The organism is Butyrivibrio sp. NC2002 (genome assembly GCF_000702265.1).
Lineage (GTDB): Bacteria > Bacillota > Clostridia > Lachnospirales > Lachnospiraceae > Butyrivibrio.
Genome location: NZ_KL370880.1, coordinates 81,235 through 101,327, shown reverse-complemented (window position 1 = coordinate 101,327; position 20,093 = coordinate 81,235). Strand labels below are relative to the sequence as shown.

Here is a 20,093-nt window from a genome sequence, read left to right as displayed (position 1 = left end):
TTAAAGTCCCAGATATCTCTTTATATATTTTGCGTCTGCATTCGTTATTACTATTCCGATGATGGGGCACTCCAGTTTATGGAGCATGGAGATAAGGTGCTCACACATAGCGCCGTTCTTTTTGCCCATATCCATAAGGATAATTGCTCCCTGAGCAATTTGCAGTTCTGTGCTTATCTTGTCATCATTGCCGGGCAGCGCCATGGGAAGGAGCTTTGTTTTTTCAAAGTCAAAAGCACTTCCGATCACAGCCTTTATCCTGTCTGCACCCTTTACAGCCTTTTCTTTTCCTTCCTTATCGTCAACGGATATAACCGCAACGTTCTCTATACTTCTAAGAAGGCTGTCCATTGAGCCTATCATCTCATTTCTAAGAAACGGCGGCTGCTCTTTGTTGTCAGGAGTCACCATGCCAAGAACAGGGATGTGATATCTTATCTCTACATCCTCGGAGATATATACTTCATCGTCCATTGAAGCATAAATAAGCAGCACAAACACAGCCATTACAAATCCGAAGATAATACCGAATATTATTGCTGTGACTATTCTGTCTTGTTTTATGGACAGGATCGGATCACCTGCTGATAATACCTCAATCTGTTCAAATGCATTATTTGATTTGCCAAATGCCTCAAGGGATTTATTAAGTGCATCGGAAAGTGCCTTTGCACTGTCTTTATCCTTGCCTGTTGTGCTGACAATCATGACTCTTACATCAGACGGGATATCAGCATTTATCGAGGCTTCTATCTCCTGCCTTGTAAAGTCATATCCCTTGCCTGCCATTTCATCAAGAACAGGATTCATGACGTCATCGGTTTTGATTATCGTATTCCAGGTATATGCATTGTAATGATCTACCAGAGTTCCTGCATTCTCATCATAGGCAAAATAAATGTAGAGCGTTGAGTCAACCCGGTAGAGTGCATTTTTCTTGGCAAGCTGATAGGTCGCGCCATAGACTGCTCCAAACAACAATCCCATAAGCCCGGCGCAAAGCAGAACGACCGGCAACTTCATGATCACCCTGAGATAGAATGCCCGCAGATTAAGTATTTCATTATCATAATTTTTTGGTTTCCTTAGCATAGGTCCTCCAAAAAAATTTATTTATCTTCTGTGTTTCTAAGAGCTGTAATCTGACTGCTCTCTACGCCCTCTGTTGCATCAGGTGTAAAGAGGATCTTCAAAGTAAGAAGCATCAACTTAAAGTCAAGCCATACCGAGTAGTTCTCGATGTAAGCAAGGTCAAGCTTAAGCTTATCGTAGGGAGTTGTATTATACTTGCCGTAAACCTGCGCATATCCTGCAAGTCCTGCCTTCACCTTCATTCTGAAAGCAAATTCGGGCATGGTCTCCATGTACTGCTTTATTATCTCCGGTCTCTCGGGACGGGGACCAATAAATGACATATCTCCTGCAAGTATGTTGAAAAGCTGTGGAAGTTCGTCTATTCTGCAGGCTCTTATGAATTTGCCGATAGGCGTTATTCTTGAATCGTTCTTACTTGCAAGTCTGGCAACACCGTCTTTTTCAGCATCAACCTTCATGCTCCTGAACTTCATTATCTTGAATTCCTTCTGATTGATAGTACATCTGACCTGCTTATACAGAACAGGGCCTCCGTCATATAGCTTGATGATTATCGCTGTTATCAACATGACGGGAGATGACAGTATGATAAGAAGAAGAGCACAGATTATGTCTACGAGTCTCTTAATCGCTCTCTGCTCTATCTTTAAGTAATACTCTCTAAGTAGAAGCACAGGTGTATCAAAGAGATGCATCTGTGTTGATCCTTTTACAAGCACATCTGTGATCTTGGGCATAAGATAAACCCTTATAGAATGTGCGTACAAAAACTTAAGGAGCTTATTTCTGTCCTGAGTGGGAATGTCCCAGATAATAACTGCGTCGTATCTAAGAAGGCTCTCTTTTTCTATCTCTTCAAGGCCATCCTTGATATTCATGCATTTGACGATATTGTATTTATCCTGTCTTGAGTTGAATTTTCTTAAGATATCATCAACCGGATATTCTCCGCTTACCAGAAGCATCTGCCTTGCCGGGAATAAGGCATGAAATAGCCGGTTAGTACAAACAGCCCATAAGAAAGATACCACAAGCTGCACTATGAAGATTTCCAGCATCGGGATAACAGGAACAAGCCAGTTCCTCAAAAGTGATATCTGGAAATACGAAAGAATATTGACCATAACAAGAGCGAATATCTGAGAAAGGAACAGATCCATGGACTTCAGATATCCGATCTTGAGGCCTCCGTAAGTGTTTGAGAAAAACACAAGTAGTACAAAGTAAATAGCAAGTACAAGCAGATGACCTCTAAAGTACAGCTTAAGTCCACTACCAAATACGTATCCGTCAGCACTTATTCTTGTGCTTGAAACTATAGGATAATAAACCTTAAACCAAAAATACGCATAAACAGAAGATTGGAGCAAAAGCCCCAAAAATCCTAAGAACAATACAAAAATACGTTTTACTGATTCAACCTGTTTCATACAATAATTCCTTTATTAAATACGGCGAAGCGTAGCCCTTGCGGCCCATCCCACAAAGTAATATGCACTCTCTATTACCGAAAGGCCTGCTATATTTCTGTACAATCCCCAAATACGTTTTAATGCCTTTAATTTGTTAGAAGATAAAGAACTTGTTGGTCTTCTGTAAATTACAAGAACTTCATCAAGTCCGTAAGCCATCCTGCCGCTTTTTAAAATATTCCACCATGTTGCCGTATCTTCGCTCTCGATCCCGGGCATATGTATCTCTTCCTTGGAAATCTTTTGAAGGTCAAACATAACGGTGGATGTAAAAATAACTGTTCTTGAAAGAGCCTCTCTGAAACTAAGCTTTGAAGGGACATGGACTATCTTGCCCGTGGGATTTGCATTTTCGTCGCCAAACTCATAGGCTGTGAAAACAAATTCCGCATCATTTTTCTTAAGAAAATCAAGTTCCTTTGACAGCTTATCCGCATGCCAGATATCATCTGCATCAAGGAAAGCAAGGTACCTTCCCTTTGCGGCATCTATGCCTGTATTTCTGGCTGCATAGGCGCCTTCATTTTTATCTCTTTTTATAAGTCTTATCCTGTCATCTCCGCCAGCCATAACGCTCTCTATTACTCCGAGGCTGTTATCCTTTGATGCGTCGAGAACGAGGATAAGCTCAAAATTTTCATAGGTCTGCTTTAAAACCATCTCGATAGTCTGTGCGATATAATTCTCTGCGTTATATACCGGAACGACTATGCTTACAAGACCTTCATAATCTTTATTTTCTCCCATCAGATTTCTTCCTTAATGATGTAGATAGGTCTCTTCTTGACTTCGAGATATGTCTTACTCAGATACTGTCCGACTATTCCGAGGCAGAAGAGCTGCACACCGCTGATAAGCGATATGATGCAGACAAGTGACGGCCATCCACTGGTGGGATCTCCAAACACTGCCTTCCTTATGATAGTTACAATAATAAGTACTACTGCAAGGAAGCAGAACAGCACGCCAAGTATGGAAGCTACTGCAAGCGGAACTGTTGAAAACGCGGTTATTCCATCAAGTGCATAGATAAAGAGCTTCCAGAAGGACCACTTTGTCTCTCCCTTTTTTCTCTCAATGTTCTCATACTCAAGCCACTTCGTCTTAAATCCTACCCAGCCGAATATTCCCTTTGAAAAACGGTTATATTCCTCCATGGAAAGGATTGCATCCACAAACTGCCTTGTCATAAGGCGAAAATCTCTTGCTCCGTCAACAATCTCTGTCTTGGACATCTTGTTTATCAGTGAATAAAATCTTCTTGCAAAGAAGGATCTGATCGGCGGCTCGCCTTTTCTGTCCACTCTTCTTGTGGCAACGGAATCATAGCCTTCATTCTTGATATATCCGTACATTTTGGGAAGAAGCGCCGGCGGATCCTGAAGGTCACAGTCAAGCATTACGACAAAGTCGCCCTTTGCCTTTGAAAGTCCGGCATAAATTGCGGCTTCCTTTCCAAAATTTCTTGAAAAATCTATAAGGTGAATTCTGTTATCTTCCTCTATAAGCTTTTTAACTTCACTTACTGTGCCGTCCTTTGAGCCGTCATTTACATATATGATCTCAAACTCAACATCATTTTGCTTAAAGAAGTCTTCTGTCTTTAATAGTTCATTATAAAAGTCAGCGATATTTTCTTCTTCATTGTAGCAAGGCACAATTACACTAAGTAGTTTCATATTTTATCTCTCTGCTCTCATAGGGTTGTTTAAGAAATCTTCGTATGCAAGTTTAATACCATCTTCAAGCTCTGTCTTATATGTCCAGCCAAGACCTGCTGCCTTGGATACATCAAGAAGCTTTCTGGGTGTTCCGTTGGGCTTTGTAGTATCCCACTCGATCTCGCCCTTAAATCCGACAACTCTTGCGATTGTCTCAGCAAGCTCTTTGATTGTAAGCTCTTTTCCTGTACCTGCGTTTACAGTCTCATCTCCGCTGTAGTTATTCATAAGGAATACGCAGAGGTCTGCAAGATCATCAACATATAAGAATTCTCTAAGCGGTGATCCGTCTCCCCAGCATGTAACCTTGGAAAGTCCTGCCTCTTTTGCCTCGTGGAATCTTCTGAGCATTGCAGGAAGAACGTGTGAATGTGTGGGATGATAGTTATCATTAGGTCCATACAGGTTTGTAGGCATTACAGAAATATAATCTGTACCGTACTGTTTATTTAAAAATTCGCAGTACTTAAGTCCTGATATCTTAGCAAGAGCATAAGCTTCATTAGTCTTTTCAAGCTCGCTTGTAAGAAGGCAGCTCTCCTTCATGGGCTGAGGTGCCATGCGGGGATAAATGCATGATGATCCCAAAAATTCAAGCTTCTTGCATCCGTTTTTCCATGCAGAATGAATTACATTCATCTCCAGGATCATGTTCTCATACATAAAGTCAGCAAGTGCGCTCTGGTTTGCCTCGATGCCGCCAACCTTGGCTGCTGCAAGGAATACATATTCAGGCTTTTCCTGTTCAAAGAACTTCTCAACTTCGTCCTGTCTTGTAAGATCAAGTTCCTTGTGAGTTCTTGTAATAATATTGTTATATCCCTGTCTCTCAAGCTCTCTTACGATTGCTGAGCCAACCATTCCTCTATGTCCTGCTACGTAAATTTTTGAATTCTTTTCCATTACTTATTTCTCCATGATATTTCATGCCGGGCAAATGCCTGACTAAATTTACTTCAATGTTCTATTTTACCTCATTTTCTGCGTCATTACCATCCTGACCCTTCCTGGGAAGGAAGCCGTTGCGAATTCGGTATCCCTTGAGGGTCACGCCGTCAAGATCGGGTGATGAAGGAAAGGCATCGTAACCAGTCCTGTCACCCTCCACAGGTTGATAGAACGTAACACTGTTTATATCCTTCTGAATTGTCTCATATGTTCCATAATCCTGCTGCTTTACAAGATAGTCTGCTCTGAACCTGGGTACATCTTCCTTGATGAGAACTCCGCATTTGCAAACTATATAAACAGCCAAAGCTCCTATTATCGCTCTGTAAACCCATTCAGTTTTGGCAAGTCCTGCTCTGTTGTAAAGAAGGATTGCAAATCTTCCTATCATTATTATTGAAGGAAGCCAGATATATACAAAACCATACCTTCCAAGAGGTGATGTAAAGAGCCAGTAAAACAAGCACAAATAGGTTATTATCTCAATAAAGATAAAATCAGAAAGTGATACTGCTTTTCTATGTGAGAGATGAAAGATCGTGCTTTGCGGCTTTTCGGAATCAGCCCTCTTTTCACCTCTTTTTACAAATGTGACTACTACATAATAGATACAGCAACCAACAAGTACCGGGAGTGCAACCACGTCCAGGATAAGCATGAGCTTATTAAAGGTAGTCAGATTAGCAAACCATGCGGGCAGCCACTCGCCTATCTTTGCATTGTACATAAGGGAATCTGTAAAACCTTTTCCGTATGCTATGATCTCATGAGCATCATAAAGTGCAGTTCCCTTCGGCACCTTCCAAGCCACATTAAAGATATCTATTCCTGTAAAGGGATAAATAAGCCATCCTGTTAAAACATAGTTTCGCACAAAATAAGGGAATGCGATTATAAATGCCAGAACTATGCACAAAATAAGCGGCTTTATTGCTTCCTTTTTTCTTCTGGTAATAATTCTGTAAATAGGATAAATGCTAAGAAGCATTAGAGGCGCTGCCGACAATTTGACTGTTGTCAGAAAAACTGACGTGATCGCAAGGAGCGCATGAGGAAGAAATGCCCTCTCATGCTCTGCGTAGAGATCAAGCCACCTGATAATTATGTTTAGAACGATAGTTGTCATAAACAGATCAGTAGCAGGAGAAACCATCTCATCAAATATCGTAAAGAGGTAATATACTGAAATGATCCTCACAAAATCTGATAATACGGGATATCTTCTCCTTACTATGTTCTTAAGCTCAACGCACTGCCAGCCAAGGAGCAAAGCGCAATATCCTGCCACCGCATGCATGGATTGACCAAGGAATCCAAAGCTGTAGAGTGCAGAAACCGCAAAAGAAGCGCTGTTGTATCCAAGTCTTAAGTGAAGATTACCAAGTCCGTATATAACGCCGTATTCCTCAATCCATCTGATAGCTTGTGCGTGATACAAATCTGAGTCATAATGCATAAGACCGTGAGATGTACCATAGGCCATAAGCAAAAATACGAATAGGTAAAGAAGGAATTCCAACCTATCCATCGCTCCAAAGACGGTCTTTAGGTGCTCAGCAAGGTCTTCTCTGAACTGATATGCAAAGGCTACGCAGATCAGTATCAAAAACAAATTGGCGATAAGTCCCACTTTGTAAATGATACTAAAAACCTCTGCATAAACCGTTGCCGCAACTATTCCTGCCAGAAAATTGCTACCTTTTAGCTTAAATCTATAGACTGCTTTCTTTGTCCCTTTTTTGCTATACAGGTAGGCAACCTCCGCCATATTTCTCAGGATCACAAATCCTAATATGTAAGTTGTAACTAAAATATAGATCCAGTTTGCTATTACTGATACCATAAATTACTACTCCTTATTTCAGAATATAGTCCTTCATATATTTTTCTATGGCGTCATGCCAGTCAGCAAACATGAAATCAGATGTAAGCTTGAACATGTAGTTTTCAAGAATTGAATAAGCCGGTCTTGGTGCAGCCTGAGGATTCTTTGCTGAATACTCGGCACTTGTTACGTGATTAACCCTTGTGTTTTTGCCTGCAATCCTGAATATCTCTTCGGTAAAGTCTGCCCAGTTTGTATCGCCCTCACAGGTTCCGTGGAAGAGTCCGTAGTTCTCTGTTTCGAGAAGGAAATGAATTGCTCTTGCAAGTTCATAAGTACTTGTAGGTGTTCCGAGCTGATCCATGACAACGCTTACTTCATCATATTTCTCAGAGAGGTTCATCATTGTCTTTACGAAGTTTTTGCCATCACCGTAGAGCCATGCTGTTCTGATAGTGAAGAATTCTTTTGAAAACTGCTCAACGAATTTCTCTCCGGCAAGCTTTGTTATACCGTATTTACTTACAGGTCCTGTAACATCAAACTCTGTGTAGGGCTTTGTTCCATCGCCTCTAAATACATAATCAGTTGAGATGTGAACGAGCTTTGCACCTGTCTCAGTTCCTGCAATTGCGAGGTTTCTAGGTCCTATTGCATTTATTTTATAGGCAAGATCAACATCACTCTCCTGTGCATCTACAGCTGTGTAAGCTGCACAGTTGATGATCGCGTAGGGCTTAACATCTCTTGCAAGGCTTGTTACGGCATCAACATCCGTTATATCCAGGGGAGTTATTCCTTCTCCCTTAAATACATCGGTATTTACCAGTTCATATTTTCCTTCGAGTTCTTTGTTGATCGCTCTGCCGAGCTGACCGTTACATCCTGTTACGATTATCTTCTTCATTTTGCTTCCTTTCTCCACTCATGCCATAAACGTGCATACGGACGACAATTTATGTCGTCCGTTTTATATGTTTGTTTATTATTCTCCAAGACCGTTCTCTATAGCACTAACAAGAGCATTCATTGCCTCCTGTTCATCGGGTCCTTCGCATTTAAATACCAGTTCATCGCCGCACTTTATACATGCTCCAAGAACACTCAGAACACTCTTGGCATTGGCTGAATTATCACCATACATAAATGTAATGTGTGATTTATAATTCATCGCTACTTTACATAGATTTCCTGCAGGACGCAGATGCAATCCTGTGGGATTTTTAATAACTACTTTCTGTGTGATCATATCTATTGTCCTTTATAAGATAAAATGCTTTACAGCATGACATTTTGAATTAGTTCCGCGAGCTTTTTGGCTTCTTCTTCGATAACAGCCTGATCCTTTCCTTCGATCATTACGCGTACAAGCGGCTCTGTGCCTGAAGGTCTGATGAGCACTCTGCCGTCTCCTGCAAATTTCTTGTTAAGCTCCTCGATTGCACTTGCGATCTCAGGATACTCCATGTAGTGATCCTTCTTGTGTGTAGGAACTGTCGCATTGTAAAGTGCCTGAGGCATTACCTCCATTACTTGTGAAAGCTCTGATAATTTCTTTCCTGTCTGCTTCATTACCTTCAAAAGGTGAAGTGCAGATAATAATCCGTCTCCGGTTGTATTGTCATCAAGGAAAATGATATGTCCTGACTGCTCACCGCCGAGGTTTGCTCCGATCTCTTTCATTCTCTCAAGAACATATCTGTCACCAACCTTGGTCTTTTCAATGTGGATGTTTTCTCTCTCGCCCATCTTGAAGAATCCGAGGTTACTCATAACTGTTGCAACGATAGTATCGTTTTTAAGTTCGCCGTTGTCCTTCATGTGCTTGCCGATGATAGCCATTATCTCGTCGCCATCAACCATTTTACCGTTTTCATCAACAGCAAGGAATCTGTCAGCATCACCGTCAAAAGCAAGACCGATATCTGCTTTTTCAGTTACTACTCTACCCATAAGCTCTTCCATGTGGGTTGAACCGCAGTTTGAATTAATATTTGTTCCGTCCGGATTAGTATGGATCGCGATAACTTCAGCCCCTGTCTGTCTGATAGTTTCAACTGAAGTGTATGAGCTTGCTCCTTCAGCACAGTCCATAACGATCTTGTATCCGTCAAGTCTTACATCAACGCATCCAAGGTTGTGATTGATGTATTCTTCTCTGGCATCAGTTCTGTTCTTGATCTTGCCGATTCCGGCACCGGTGGGCATCTTAACGCCTTCCATGTTGTTCTTTATGAGTTCTTCGATCTCATCTTCCATAGCATCAGGAAGCTTGAAGCCCTGTCCATCAAAGAATTTGATTCCGTTAAATTCCATCGGGTTATGAGAAGCGGAGATAACAACTCCGGCATCAACTCTGTATTTCTTAGTAAGGTATGCAACTGCAGGTGTAGGAAGAACGCCTACATTTACTACATTTGCTCCTACTGAGCATGCACCTGCCATAAGTGCTGCTGCGAGCATATCTCCTGAAAGTCTGGTGTCGCAGCCAACCATGATAGTAGGTTTGTGCTGATTCTCCTTAGATAATACATACGCTCCAGCCTGTCCAAGCTGCATTGCAAGAAGTGGTGTGAGTTCATCGTTAGCAACTCCACGCACTCCGTCTGTTCCAAATAGTCTAGCCATTTTTTCCTCCAAAATCTATTCTTCAATCTTAGTAAGCTCCACATTCACGCTTACGGTATCACTTGTCGTAACACCTCCGGGAAGTGAGAGCGAAACTGTTGCTCCGTATGTACCTGAATAATCATCAGTGTTCTCATTGTCTGCAATGAGAGGAGCAATATCTATCGTGCCTGTTATATCAGAGCCCGATACCCCTGAAACGGTATTCTTAAGTCCCTTTATGCCAAGAGAAAATGTCTTGTCTGTATCTGAGACAATTTCTGCCTCATAACCTTCGGGAATATTTTCGAGGGCTATCTGATTATATGACACATCAATCGTCTTGTCACTTGCTGCTTCAATATGGGCTTCTACAGTGGCAATTCCGTTAAAGTCTTCATCGCCGAAGGAGACGCCTGAAGGAAGGTATCCGGACAAGTCAATGGTAGCTGTCAGATCTTCCTTTAATCCGGTAATATCAAGGCTTGTATCGGAAACTGAGATTTCCTCTATTCCTGAAAGAGTTGATGCTCTGCCGGCGATAAGTACGTCTTCAGGATCCTTCTCCATATTTCCGGTATACATATATCCGTCTGCCGGTATTCCTGTTATCTCATAGCTTACAGGAACTCTCTTTGTAGCAAGTATCGTTACACTCACACCAACAGATGAACTTGAAAGCTTGATCTTGTCTTTTGATATCTCTTCACCATCTATGTCATAGAGGTGGATTTCCGCATTTGTACCAATGTTTGTTGTATATCCTGTAACTTCAACATTAACTGATGCTGATGCAACACTTTCTATAACTGACTTCGCACCGCTTATTCTGATCTGGTTCTGATCGGTAGTAACATCGCCTATGATGTAGCCGTCAGAAACAGAACCGGTTGTTGTTGCGGATATTGCAATTGTTTTGGAAGCCTTATCTTCTACATTAAGTTTTAATGTATCTATGCTTCCGGATATGCTCTGAACCTGATTGACATATTTGTTTGTAGATAACTGAATGGCAACATTGACAGAGTCTCCGCTCTCTACCATCTCATCAAAATCAGCTATTGCCACGATGTTGTCCCTGTTTAAGGAATCAACGATTGATCTGGGCGCATAAACAGTAACCGTTGAAATGATATCTGTACCATCAAGTACTTCATAAACACGGTTATTGTCCGTTATGCTGTTAGTATTCCTGAATGATACCTGGATATTGCTGAATCTCACAGAATCAACAGGATCGTTGATATTAGTCACCAGGAGCCAAAGAAGCGCGGCAAAAAACAGCGAAGCAATCTTTAACCCTAAGTTGGCTGTCAAATTGAGCTTCTTCATTTCGCCTTCACCTTCTTGTCTTTCATTTTCTTTTTCTTATCTTTTTTCTGTTCTGTTGTCTTGTTCTGTATCTGTCTTAAGCGCTCTTTTAATCTGTCGCTGTCTACTGCTCTCTCAAGTTCTCCCATATAAGCTACGCTTATTTTTCCGGTTTCTTCTGATACGATGATCGTGAGTGAGTCGGTAACCTCAGATACACCAACACCTGCGCGGTGTCTTGTTCCGAGCTCTTTTCCCAGCTCCATGTTGTCCGAAAGAGGCAGGTAACAGGTCGCCGATGTTATTCTGTCACCTCTTATGATGACTGCACCGTCATGAAGAGGTGTGTTGTGTTCGAATATATTGATAAGCAGCTGACTTGTAACTATTCCGTCCACGTCGATTCCTGTTCTCTCGTATTCGGAAAGAGATGACATCTGCTCAATTACTATAAGTGCTCCGGTTCTGACCTTGGCCATTTCACCGCAGGCTCTTACTATCTCGTTTATTGTCTTATCCGAAAACCTTCCGTTCTCTGTTGCCTCTGCGAAATTGAAGAGTCCGTGGAAGAAGTTCCTTCTTCCGATTCCCTCAAGTGCCTTTCTAAGTTCCGGCTGCAGGATAACTACCATCGCGGTAACTGCTATTCCGAATACGTTCTGAACTATCCACAAAATGGTGGACATATTGAACGCCGCCGCAATTACTATAAAGACAACAATAACTACGACCCCTTTTAACAGGGACCATAGTCTCGTGTTCTTAGCCCAAACCAGTATATGGTAGATAAGGAAAGCTATGATGAATATCTCGACTACATCAAGCACTCTCACCGACGGCATACGCAGGCTTGTCAGATTGTTTTCAAGAAAATAACCGATCTGCTGCATCTAAATCATTCGCCTCTGTCTCTGCCCCGATAGTCTCTTGAAGAATTTGCCTGATTGATTTTCTTCACTTTAGGTGCAGGTCTTGTAACCGACACCTTCGGAACAGCTTTTACATAATAATAATATTCGTCGTCCTCAAACTGAACGACCTCTATTCTGGTATAGTCCAGATTGAAAGCAAAAAATTGTAAAACCATAAGTAGCAATACACTGATCGCTGTCTGCAGGATCACTGCCGCGAACGAAAGCCCTGTTGTATAGAGAAGATCCCCTATAAGAAGGCATATTATGTTCACGAAAGCGCCGACAATAATGGCAATCGTCCATGAGTGGTCGACCGACATACGTCTGATAACATATACGACCGCTAGTGTTATTGCAAATGCAACTATAGTGATCCACATCTGCTTGTTATTGAGAAGATCTGAAACAATGCTCTGGAACTGAAGTGCAGTCTCCTGCATATCCGATGCTGTAAGACCTGTTGCATTACCGGAAATGTAATTAACCATGTAAGAGACGATCACACCAAATGTCATTGATATGATGGATGTAGGTGTGCTCATAAGTCCAAGCGCTATCGGCATTACATAGGGCACATTCAAATAAAAGAACATTGGTGTAAGCATTACTGCCAGAGTATCCTTCGGTGAAAATCTGAAATACAGAAGGAACATCAAAAGAAACAGAATAAGAGCAATCCCTGCACACTGCAGTGATAATTTATAAAGATGTGCCAAAATAAAGCCGGAACAAAGAAGCACCATAAAATTCCCAGGCATTATGGAACACAGAAGTGAAGCCATAAGCAAAATGGGCAGCTTCGTCAAACCGGTCTGATATCCGATTTTATTTCCTATCATGGTCAATGCTATAAGTGAAAGCAAAAATTTCCATAAATAGGTGATATAAATTTCATATTTTACATAAAAGCTTTTGATATATTCCCGTAGTTCAAGTAAAGTCGTCATCTTGATTATTCCTTTTCATACATTTTTCCAAGTCTTTTAAGACAGGAGTAGTATGCTCTCATACTTCCACGCATTTTTCCATATCTTATGGAATATACTATGTACGAAATCACTGAATATACGGCTACAAGAGCAATGTAATATAACAGATATTTTCTGGCTGTTCCGATGATATCAGTATTATAGATATCCTGAAGCACATCAGAAAAATGATACATCACATATGCAGCGACCAGTATCAGATATACAATAGTGGCACTTATTATTGACTTAAGCACCTGAAATCCGACATAGTCGCTGCGAAAATACGAATTTATAGCGTTATTCTTTTTCCCCTCATGCTGCTCGTAAGCAGCCATCCTGGTCATCAGGATCACACGCTCCTCGTTTAACATAATCTCCTCATGTTTTCAAGAACTTCATACCTGATTTGGCATCAGGCTTCTGTGCCTTCTTTGCAATTTCAGCGGCAAGTGCCTGCTGTTTTGCCTTCACTGTATTACTAAGCTCATTGGTAACCGAAGCTTTACATTTCGCACAAAGTCTTCCTGTCTGAATCCTTGCACCACAATTCTCACAGGTAATCTGAATAGGTGAATTCTCAGTAAACATAAGTCTCTCTTCAAGGATCCACTTCTTAAGCTGCTTTGTAGTTACATTGCAATCTTCAGATATCTGCTTTAATCCGCTTCCAGGATTCTCGTCGATATACTTTTTAACCTCCTGAAATTTGTCTTCCAGTTCTTTCTTGCAGTTTTCACAAATAACATCTCCTGCAATGTAGTTAAACATCTTTCCGCATTTCGCACAGTTTTTAATGTTACTCATATAAACCTCCTAGCCTCGGCCGTTTATACAACCTGACCAATCGCAAGGGTCACAAAATATATTCTCTTTACTCCTTTATCTCTAAACACTTTTGCAACCGCATCCAATGTAGCACCAGTCGTATATATGTCGTCAATAAGGATAATACAATTATATTTTACTTCATTTTGGGCTATATTAAAAGCCTTTTTCAAATTAGCCTTTCGCCCCTTTTCATCCAGAATTTTCATAGGCACGGTATTTTTGCAGCGCTCTATTATCTGCATATCAACCGGTATTCCGAGTTCTTTCCCCATGGTCTCCGCAAGGACTGCTGCCTGGTTATAGCCGCGAATGCGCTCTTTTCTCCTGTACATGGGAACCGGGATAAGAGCATCAGGTCCAAGTCTCTTTATCACATCGCCCAGATGCCTTCTCATCTCTTCTGCATAAAACGCGGCATATTCCTGTCTTCCCGAATATTTAAATCTGTAGATAGATCCCGATACGGATCTGTATTTAAAAAGCGAATATCCTCTGTCAAAGTAGTGCCTTGTTTTCTCACAATCAGAGCAATACTGCGCTTCTTCGTTTTTAATTGGTTTTCCGCATTTAAGGCAGGTACTGCCTCTTACGATCTTAATGTTTTTTCTGCATCCTTCATGGATGAGCGCACCCCCTGTGGTTATCCTGTCGCACACAGGACATCTTCTGGGGTAAAGAAGAGATACTGCCATCTCCTTTATCTGCTCAATCTGCACCTAATACCTCCATTATCCGTTTCTTTAATCCCGTATATCTCTTAAGCTGCTCCTCGTTATCAACCATTTCATGAACAGTGTTTTCACTTCCAAGGATAACTACGCAGTTTTTGGCTCTTGTCACCGCTGTATACAAGAGGTTCCTGTTAAGCAGCATCCTTGGTCCTCCAAGAAGAGGGAGGATAACTGCCGGATACTCAGAGCCTTGGGACTTGTGAATTGTTATCGCATAGGCAAGCTCTAATTCGTCTATTTCTGTAAAGGGGTATCTTACGCATCTTCCCTCATCAAATTCGACAGTCAGCTCTTTCATTCTCTCATCAATTTCCTTGATGGTTCCCATGTCACCGTTGAAAACCCCCATTCCCTTCTCAGTGACAATTCCGTATTTTCCGAGCACTTCCCACTCAGCCTGATAGTTATTTCTTATCTGCATGACCTTGTCGCCTTCTCTGACAACTCTGTCTCCATGCACGTATTCTTTTTTTGATCTGTCAGCGGGGTTTAAGTACCTCTGCAGAACAACATTCAAGCTCTCAGCGCCTAGTGGTCCTCTCTTCATAGGGGTAAGTACCTGTATGTCCTCACTTCTTGCATTGACGTACCCCGGGAGTTTTTCCTTTATGAGCTGTATCATGTGCTTGTATATTACATCAGCATTATTTCTTGATAAAAAGAAAAAGTCTTTGCTCTTGTTATCCATCACAAAATGCTCGCCGTTTTTTATATGGTGCGCATTCATGACGATATCACTCTGCTTTGCCTGTCTGAAAATCTTCTGAAGAGTAATGGTCGTAAACATCCCCGAATCTATAAGGTCGTACAGAACCTGTCCGGGGCCAACGCTTGGAAGCTGCGAACTGTCACCTACAAGGATGAGGTGCGTTCCCGGAATTACAGCCTTAAGGAGCGCATTAAAAAGATGCATATCCACCATGGACATTTCATCGATTATTATCGCATCTGCTTCCAAAGGGTTCTCCGAATTTTTCTCGAAGCGGATCCTTTCTCTTCCCTTGTCGCCATTCTCATTCTGTGTAGGGATCCCTCCAACTCCAAGGAGTCTGTGGATAGTCTGGGCTTCATAGCCTGTTGCCTCAGTCATGCGCTTTGCAGCTCTGCCTGTTGGCGCAGCAAGAAAGATATCCATGTGCTGCGAAGCATAATATCTGATGATCGTATTTATAGTTGTTGTCTTACCTGTTCCGGGTCCTCCTGTGATGATGACAACTCCGTTCTTAGCACTTGCGATCGCAGCCTGTCTCTGGAGGTCATCAAGCTCTATCCCTCTTTCTTCTTCAATCTTTTTTATCTCGCTTGCAAGGTCTCTGTTTTCATCCTGCCTCATAGACAGATTGAGCTCTCTTAGCATAACTGCTATGCCCTGCTCCTCATAAAAATACGAAGCAGCATAGACCTGATCCTCGTCCTTGTAGATAAGTTTTCGCTCAACCATGAGATTATCCATCTGAGTCTGAACCATATCTCTTTCGACTCTAAGGAGTTCTGCGCTCTTTTTTATAAGCATCTCTTTTGGCAGATAGCTGTGTCCGTCCGCTGCAGATTCAAGGAGTGTGTATAATATTCCGCTCCTTATTCTGAAATCGGAGTCCACACTGATCCCGACCTTGCCCGCTATTTCGTCCGCGGTTTTAAAACCTATTCCGTCTATGTCATCTGCAAGCTTATACGGGTTTTCTTTTATAACCTGATACACTCCCGCACCATACTTTTCATATATTCTGACAGACATATTTCCGGATATTCCATATCCTGCAAGGAAAACCATGGCATCACGCATCTCTCTTTTTTCATAGAGCTGCACAGATATATCTCTTGCTTTTCTCTCGCTAATACCCTTGATCTCCGCTAGTCTCTCGGGTTCATCTTCAATTATCCTGAAGGTATCGTCGCCGAATTTTTTTACGATCTTCCTTGCCATGACTTCGCCGATGCCCTTGATCGCACCGGAACCAAGGTAGCGCTCGATAGACTCTGCATCATCAGGAATAGAGACTTCGTGCTCAGTCACCTTTAGCTGCTCGCCGTAAACAGGATGCTCTATCATCTCTCCCGTTAGCTTTAGCGTATCTCCCGTGTCCACATCATGGAATGTTCCAACGCAGGTTATCTCTTCCCCATCGGAAATAAAAACCATTACTCCGTAACCGTTTTCCGCATTCCTGTATATAAAATGATCTACATATCCCTTAAAAACTTCCATTTTTCTAAAAGAATTCCCTTCTTTTCACATAAAAAGACTGCCACTTATAGTTTAATGGCAGCCCCTCAAATATCAATTATTTATTTTACAGATCATAAGTGCGCTTCATATTTTCATAAAGCATTTGCGCAAGTCCTGTGCTCTGCTTGTCAGAAGCTGTGGATGATATATCCTGGATTGCAAAATCCTTAAAGTAATTAACAAGTGTTCCCATTGAGCCCTTGTCATCATCCTTGGAAAAGACTTTGTTTGTCTCCTCATATCCCTTGAAAATCTGCTCAAGCATATATGCCTCGAACTGTTTGCAGGCACTCATGAGTTCTTCATTTATTTCTTCCTTGTCGCCGTTTTTTGCGGCAGTATCGACTTTTGTTTTTGCATCGCTTACCATTTTGGATGCATTATCAATAGCCTTGCTGGTCGCAAACTGCGATATTCCCGATACATTTAAAGAATTTAGATCAAGAGCCATAAGCTACCTCATTATCTCTTAAGTCCGTTTGCTGTCTGCATCATCTCATCTGTTGTGGTGATAGCCGTTGAGTTCATTTCATAAGCACGCTGTGCAACGATGAGGTTAACCATCTCTGTCGCAACATTTACATTTGATCCCTCAAGATATCCCTGAACGATCACACTTCTTGTAATTCCTGCTGTTGTTGCCTCAGGAAGAGGATCTCCACTTGCGGGAGTTACTGAAAAGCTTGTATCACCTGTTCTCTCAAGACCTTCAGGATTCCTGAACTGGAAGAGCGCTATCTGTCCGATATCCACTCTGTTCTGGTTCTGATCAAGGTAGTAAAGTGCACCTTCCTGATCGCAGATAATATCTGTTGCTTTAACCACGTTGGAGTTTACTGTAATAACATTGCCGTCTATTCCAAGAACCGGGTTACCTTCTGATGTGGTAAGCTCAAGAGCACCGGCTTCAGTAAGCGCCCAAACAAAGTTACCGTTTCTGGTATATCTGGTATTTGCTTCGTTTATCGTAGTTGCATCTGTTGAGTATGCAAAAAATCCGTCGCCCTGGATCGCAAATGCAGAGGATGAATCATTATCCTGCAAGCTTCCCTGTGTAAAATACTGGTTGATGGATGAAACTCGTACACCAAGTCCTACATCTGAATTAACAGGTGATCCTGTTGTCTGAACAGTTTTTGTTTTAAGTTCCTGATATAAAAGTGACTTAAACTTGGCACTCTGAGCCTTGTAACCGGCTGAGTTTACGTTAGCCAAATTATTCGCAATAGTATCAACATTAGTCTGCTGTGCATTCATTCCTGAAGCAGCTGTCCATAAACTTCTAACCATAAATTACCTCCTGGCCCGAAAGCTTTACATAGTTTTCCAAATAGTTTATCGGATTAAACAATCTAAAACTTTACCCTGTTATCAGGTAATTCTTCCAAGCTGATTCACGGCTATATCAAGGGTGTCATCCTCAGACTGCATAGCCTTAGAGTTAGTTTCATAATTTCTCTGAATAGCAATGATATTAACAAATTCATCAACGACACTTATGTTTGATGATTCCAGATATCCCTGATTGACCGATGCATTGGCCTCAGCTGCGGTTGTGCTTACAACCTGTGCTCCACCATCACCTATGATAAATGAATTGTCCTGATATCTCTGCAAAAACTGCACATTATCAAAACGGGCAACCTGTATCGTAGATACTACGTTACCATTCTGTACGATGCTGCCGTCTCCAAGAATGGTCGTATCCTGTATTGGATCAATCTGAATGGGATTATTGTTGACATCCAAAACGTTATTTCCTTCGGTGGTCACAAGATAACCATCCTCTGTTACATAGAAATTACCGTCTCGGGTATATTTAATAAGATTACCTGCATCCGGATCGTTTGTTCCGTAGGAGGTAGCAAAAAAGGCATTCCCACCAGCTCCCATGTTGTCATTAACTGTTCCGTCATCTGTTGTGGGAATTCCATTATTAAGAGCGAGGTCAAACTTGCGCCCTGTAGATTGCAGTGCACCCTGTTCAAAATTGGTATAAGATCCTTCAAGCTTAACTCCGGGATTCATAAGTCCAAGCTGCGTAGCCGTCCATGGCGCATCAGTGTAGTCCTTGATCTTAAGGCCAAGAAGATCACGGAACGATCTGCTTACAGAACGTTCCTCCTTAAAGCCCGTGGAATTGGCATTGGCGAGATTATTAGTCTCAATGTCCATGCGCTTTTGTTCAGTAATCATTCCGGTGTAAGCTGTGTACAGACCTTTTACCATATTTTCCCCTCGCAATCATTAAATTCTTTTATACTTCGCGATAGCCTGCAAGAAACTCTACATATCTGCCGGTTCCAATGGCAACTGCTGTCATGGGATCCTCTGCAGTCACAGTGTTGATGCCGGTCTTGGATGCAATAAGGTCATCAAGTCCGCGAAGAAGGCTTCCGCCACCGGTGAGCACGATACCTCTGTCAGCGATATCAGCTGCAAGTTCCGGAGGAGTCTTCTCAAGAACACTATGTATAGCTTCAACAATCTGTGCTGTTGTTTCTCTTAATGCTTCTTCTGTCTCTTCTGAAGATACTTTGACTGTCTTGGGAAGACCTGTTACAAGGTTACGTCCCCTTACATCCATATAATCAGCTTCTGCTCTAGGATAAGCAGCACCGATCTTGATCTTGATATCTTCAGCTGTTCTCTCACCGATAAGAAGGTTATGCTTCTTACGCATATATCTTACGATAGCTTCGTCAAAGTCATCACCTGCGATCTTAACAGAAGTACTTACAACTGTACCGCCAAGTGAGATAACTGCTATATCTGATGTACCACCGCCTATATCAACGATCATGTTTCCGCAAGGCTTGGTGATATCAATACCTGCACCTATAGCTGCTGCGATAGGCTCTTCAATGATACGAACATCTCTTGCGCCTGCCATAAGTGTTGCATCTTCAACTGCTTTACGCTCTACTTCGGTAACTCCACTGGGAACGCAAACAGCTATAAGAGGCTTTCTGAATGTTCTGTGTCCTATAGCTTTAGTGATGAAATACTTCATCATCTGTTCAGTTACTTTGTAATCAGAGATAACACCCTGTCTCAAAGGTCTTACGGCTACAATATTGCCGGGTGTACGTCCAAGCATAAGACGAGCATCCTCACCGATAGCCTTGATCTTTTCTGTGTCTCTGTCGTAAGCAACAACTGAGGGCTCCTTAAGTACAACGCCCTTTCCTCTAATATAAACCAGTATGCTGGCTGTTCCTAAATCTATTCCAATATCTGTGTACTGCATGAAATCTATTACCCCTTTCTATGGTCATACATGCGTGTATCCAAATTATCACAATCTTCCTCAAATAGCCATTATAAACCATAGGGGCAACTTTTAAAATATGTAAACACAAAATTTTCACACGGGTACATTCTTTTCCCTTTTTATATATCGGACGCACTTAATAAAAACTTTATAGTTTTTCCTAAAT

General features: G+C 41.8%; 20 protein-coding genes. All 20 read right to left on the bottom strand.

Translation table 11 applies throughout. From position 1 onward, the window contains the following. A complete protein-coding gene (locus tag T543_RS07660) occupies positions 1-1,092 on the bottom strand; it encodes a YveK family protein (protein WP_035767374.1) in 1,092 nt (363 codons plus the stop codon). Positions 1,093-1,109: 17 nt separating this feature from the next. After that, positions 1,110-2,525 (bottom strand): exopolysaccharide biosynthesis polyprenyl glycosylphosphotransferase, encoded by a 1,416-nt coding sequence (locus tag T543_RS07655; protein ID WP_035767373.1) that lies wholly within the window; start codon positions 2,523-2,525, stop codon positions 1,110-1,112. A 15-nt stretch (positions 2,526-2,540) separates the two neighbouring features. Beyond that, positions 2,541-3,314: a glycosyltransferase family 2 protein gene (locus T543_RS07650; RefSeq protein WP_035767372.1), complete on the bottom strand. Its 774-nt coding sequence runs from the start codon at positions 3,312-3,314 to the stop codon at positions 2,541-2,543. After that, positions 3,314-4,246, bottom strand: a complete 933-nt coding sequence (locus T543_RS07645) for a glycosyltransferase family 2 protein (protein WP_035767370.1) — start codon at positions 4,244-4,246, stop codon at positions 3,314-3,316. The genes T543_RS07650 and T543_RS07645 overlap by 1 nt, the downstream gene beginning before the upstream one ends. Before the next feature lie 3 nt (positions 4,247-4,249). Next, entirely contained in the window at positions 4,250-5,191 is a 942-nt protein-coding gene (locus T543_RS07640) for a GDP-L-fucose synthase family protein (protein ID WP_035767368.1), read from the bottom strand. Between the two features lie 61 nt (positions 5,192-5,252). Beyond that, positions 5,253-7,079: a DUF8201 family protein gene (locus T543_RS07635; protein WP_035767366.1), complete on the bottom strand. Its 1,827-nt coding sequence runs from the start codon at positions 7,077-7,079 to the stop codon at positions 5,253-5,255. Between the two features lie 13 nt (positions 7,080-7,092). After that, positions 7,093-7,968, bottom strand: a complete 876-nt coding sequence (gene rfbD, locus T543_RS07630) for a dTDP-4-dehydrorhamnose reductase (protein WP_035767364.1) — start codon at positions 7,966-7,968, stop codon at positions 7,093-7,095. A 78-nt stretch (positions 7,969-8,046) separates the two neighbouring features. Then, positions 8,047-8,310, bottom strand: a complete 264-nt coding sequence (locus T543_RS07625; RefSeq protein WP_035767362.1) for an HPr family phosphocarrier protein — start codon at positions 8,308-8,310, stop codon at positions 8,047-8,049. Between the two features lie 29 nt (positions 8,311-8,339). After that, on the bottom strand, positions 8,340-9,689 hold the full coding sequence (gene glmM / locus T543_RS07620; RefSeq protein WP_035767360.1) for a phosphoglucosamine mutase: 1,350 nt from the start codon (positions 9,687-9,689) through the stop codon (positions 8,340-8,342). A gap of 15 nt (positions 9,690-9,704) precedes the next feature. After that, the gene (locus T543_RS07615) at positions 9,705-11,000 is read right to left on the bottom strand and encodes a CdaR family protein (protein WP_035767357.1); all 1,296 of its coding nucleotides are present in this window, start codon (positions 10,998-11,000) and stop codon (positions 9,705-9,707) included. Then, the gene (cdaA, locus tag T543_RS07610; RefSeq protein ID WP_035767355.1) at positions 10,997-11,869 is read right to left on the bottom strand and encodes a diadenylate cyclase CdaA; all 873 of its coding nucleotides are present in this window, start codon (positions 11,867-11,869) and stop codon (positions 10,997-10,999) included. Before cdaA ends, T543_RS07615 begins: the two co-directional genes overlap by 4 nt. 5 nt (positions 11,870-11,874) lie before the next feature. After that, complete coding sequence (locus T543_RS07605; protein WP_035767354.1) at positions 11,875-12,840, bottom strand: hypothetical protein; 966 nt, start codon at positions 12,838-12,840, stop codon at positions 11,875-11,877. Between the two features lie 5 nt (positions 12,841-12,845). Further along, positions 12,846-13,235, bottom strand: coding sequence for a hypothetical protein (locus tag T543_RS07600; RefSeq protein WP_035767353.1), 390 nt, complete (start codon positions 13,233-13,235; stop codon positions 12,846-12,848). A gap of 7 nt (positions 13,236-13,242) precedes the next feature. Next, positions 13,243-13,668: a flagellar protein gene (locus tag T543_RS07595; RefSeq protein ID WP_035767351.1), complete on the bottom strand. Its 426-nt coding sequence runs from the start codon at positions 13,666-13,668 to the stop codon at positions 13,243-13,245. A gap of 23 nt (positions 13,669-13,691) precedes the next feature. After that, the gene (locus tag T543_RS16235; protein WP_035767349.1) at positions 13,692-14,408 is read right to left on the bottom strand and encodes a ComF family protein; all 717 of its coding nucleotides are present in this window, start codon (positions 14,406-14,408) and stop codon (positions 13,692-13,694) included. Beyond that, positions 14,398-16,632: an SF1B family DNA helicase RecD2 gene (gene recD2 / locus T543_RS07585; protein ID WP_035767348.1), complete on the bottom strand. Its 2,235-nt coding sequence runs from the start codon at positions 16,630-16,632 to the stop codon at positions 14,398-14,400. Before recD2 ends, T543_RS16235 begins: the two co-directional genes overlap by 11 nt. Before the next feature lie 85 nt (positions 16,633-16,717). Then, a complete protein-coding gene (locus tag T543_RS07580) occupies positions 16,718-17,104 on the bottom strand; it encodes a rod-binding protein (RefSeq protein WP_035767347.1) in 387 nt (128 codons plus the stop codon). Between the two features lie 11 nt (positions 17,105-17,115). Continuing rightward, positions 17,116-17,943 (bottom strand): flagellar hook-basal body protein, encoded by an 828-nt coding sequence (locus tag T543_RS07575; RefSeq protein ID WP_035767345.1) that lies wholly within the window; start codon positions 17,941-17,943, stop codon positions 17,116-17,118. A gap of 81 nt (positions 17,944-18,024) precedes the next feature. Further along, positions 18,025-18,882 carry a flagellar hook-basal body protein gene (locus tag T543_RS07570; RefSeq protein ID WP_035767344.1) on the bottom strand — a complete coding sequence of 286 codons (858 nt, stop codon included), beginning with the start codon at positions 18,880-18,882 and terminating at the stop codon, positions 18,025-18,027. 28 nt (positions 18,883-18,910) lie between these two features. Next, positions 18,911-19,903 (bottom strand): rod shape-determining protein, encoded by a 993-nt coding sequence (locus tag T543_RS07565; protein ID WP_035767343.1) that lies wholly within the window; start codon positions 19,901-19,903, stop codon positions 18,911-18,913. Between the last annotated feature and the right edge of the window lie 190 nt (positions 19,904-20,093).

Coding starts and splice junctions, on each gene's coding strand:
- T543_RS07660 (WP_035767374.1), bottom strand. CDS start 1,092: ATGCTAAGGAAACCAAAAAATTATGATAATGAAATACTTAATCTGCGG.
- T543_RS07655 (WP_035767373.1), bottom strand. CDS start 2,525: ATGAAACAGGTTGAATCAGTAAAACGTATTTTTGTATTGTTCTTAGGA.
- T543_RS07650 (WP_035767372.1), bottom strand. CDS start 3,314: ATGGGAGAAAATAAAGATTATGAAGGTCTTGTAAGCATAGTCGTTCCG.
- T543_RS07645 (WP_035767370.1), bottom strand. CDS start 4,246: ATGAAACTACTTAGTGTAATTGTGCCTTGCTACAATGAAGAAGAAAAT.
- T543_RS07640 (WP_035767368.1), bottom strand. CDS start 5,191: ATGGAAAAGAATTCAAAAATTTACGTAGCAGGACATAGAGGAATGGTT.
- T543_RS07635 (WP_035767366.1), bottom strand. CDS start 7,079: ATGGTATCAGTAATAGCAAACTGGATCTATATTTTAGTTACAACTTAC.
- rfbD (WP_035767364.1), bottom strand. CDS start 7,968: ATGAAGAAGATAATCGTAACAGGATGTAACGGTCAGCTCGGCAGAGCG.
- T543_RS07625 (WP_035767362.1), bottom strand. CDS start 8,310: ATGATCACACAGAAAGTAGTTATTAAAAATCCCACAGGATTGCATCTG.
- glmM (WP_035767360.1), bottom strand. CDS start 9,689: ATGGCTAGACTATTTGGAACAGACGGAGTGCGTGGAGTTGCTAACGAT.
- T543_RS07615 (WP_035767357.1), bottom strand. CDS start 11,000: ATGAAGAAGCTCAATTTGACAGCCAACTTAGGGTTAAAGATTGCTTCG.
- cdaA (WP_035767355.1), bottom strand. CDS start 11,869: ATGCAGCAGATCGGTTATTTTCTTGAAAACAATCTGACAAGCCTGCGT.
- T543_RS07605 (WP_035767354.1), bottom strand. CDS start 12,840: ATGACGACTTTACTTGAACTACGGGAATATATCAAAAGCTTTTATGTA.
- T543_RS07600 (WP_035767353.1), bottom strand. CDS start 13,235: ATGTTAAACGAGGAGCGTGTGATCCTGATGACCAGGATGGCTGCTTAC.
- T543_RS07595 (WP_035767351.1), bottom strand. CDS start 13,668: ATGAGTAACATTAAAAACTGTGCGAAATGCGGAAAGATGTTTAACTAC.
- recD2 (WP_035767348.1), bottom strand. CDS start 16,632: ATGGAAGTTTTTAAGGGATATGTAGATCATTTTATATACAGGAATGCG.
- T543_RS07580 (WP_035767347.1), bottom strand. CDS start 17,104: ATGGCTCTTGATCTAAATTCTTTAAATGTATCGGGAATATCGCAGTTT.
- T543_RS07575 (WP_035767345.1), bottom strand. CDS start 17,943: ATGGTTAGAAGTTTATGGACAGCTGCTTCAGGAATGAATGCACAGCAG.
- T543_RS07570 (WP_035767344.1), bottom strand. CDS start 18,882: ATGGTAAAAGGTCTGTACACAGCTTACACCGGAATGATTACTGAACAA.
- T543_RS07565 (WP_035767343.1), bottom strand. CDS start 19,903: ATGCAGTACACAGATATTGGAATAGATTTAGGAACAGCCAGCATACTG.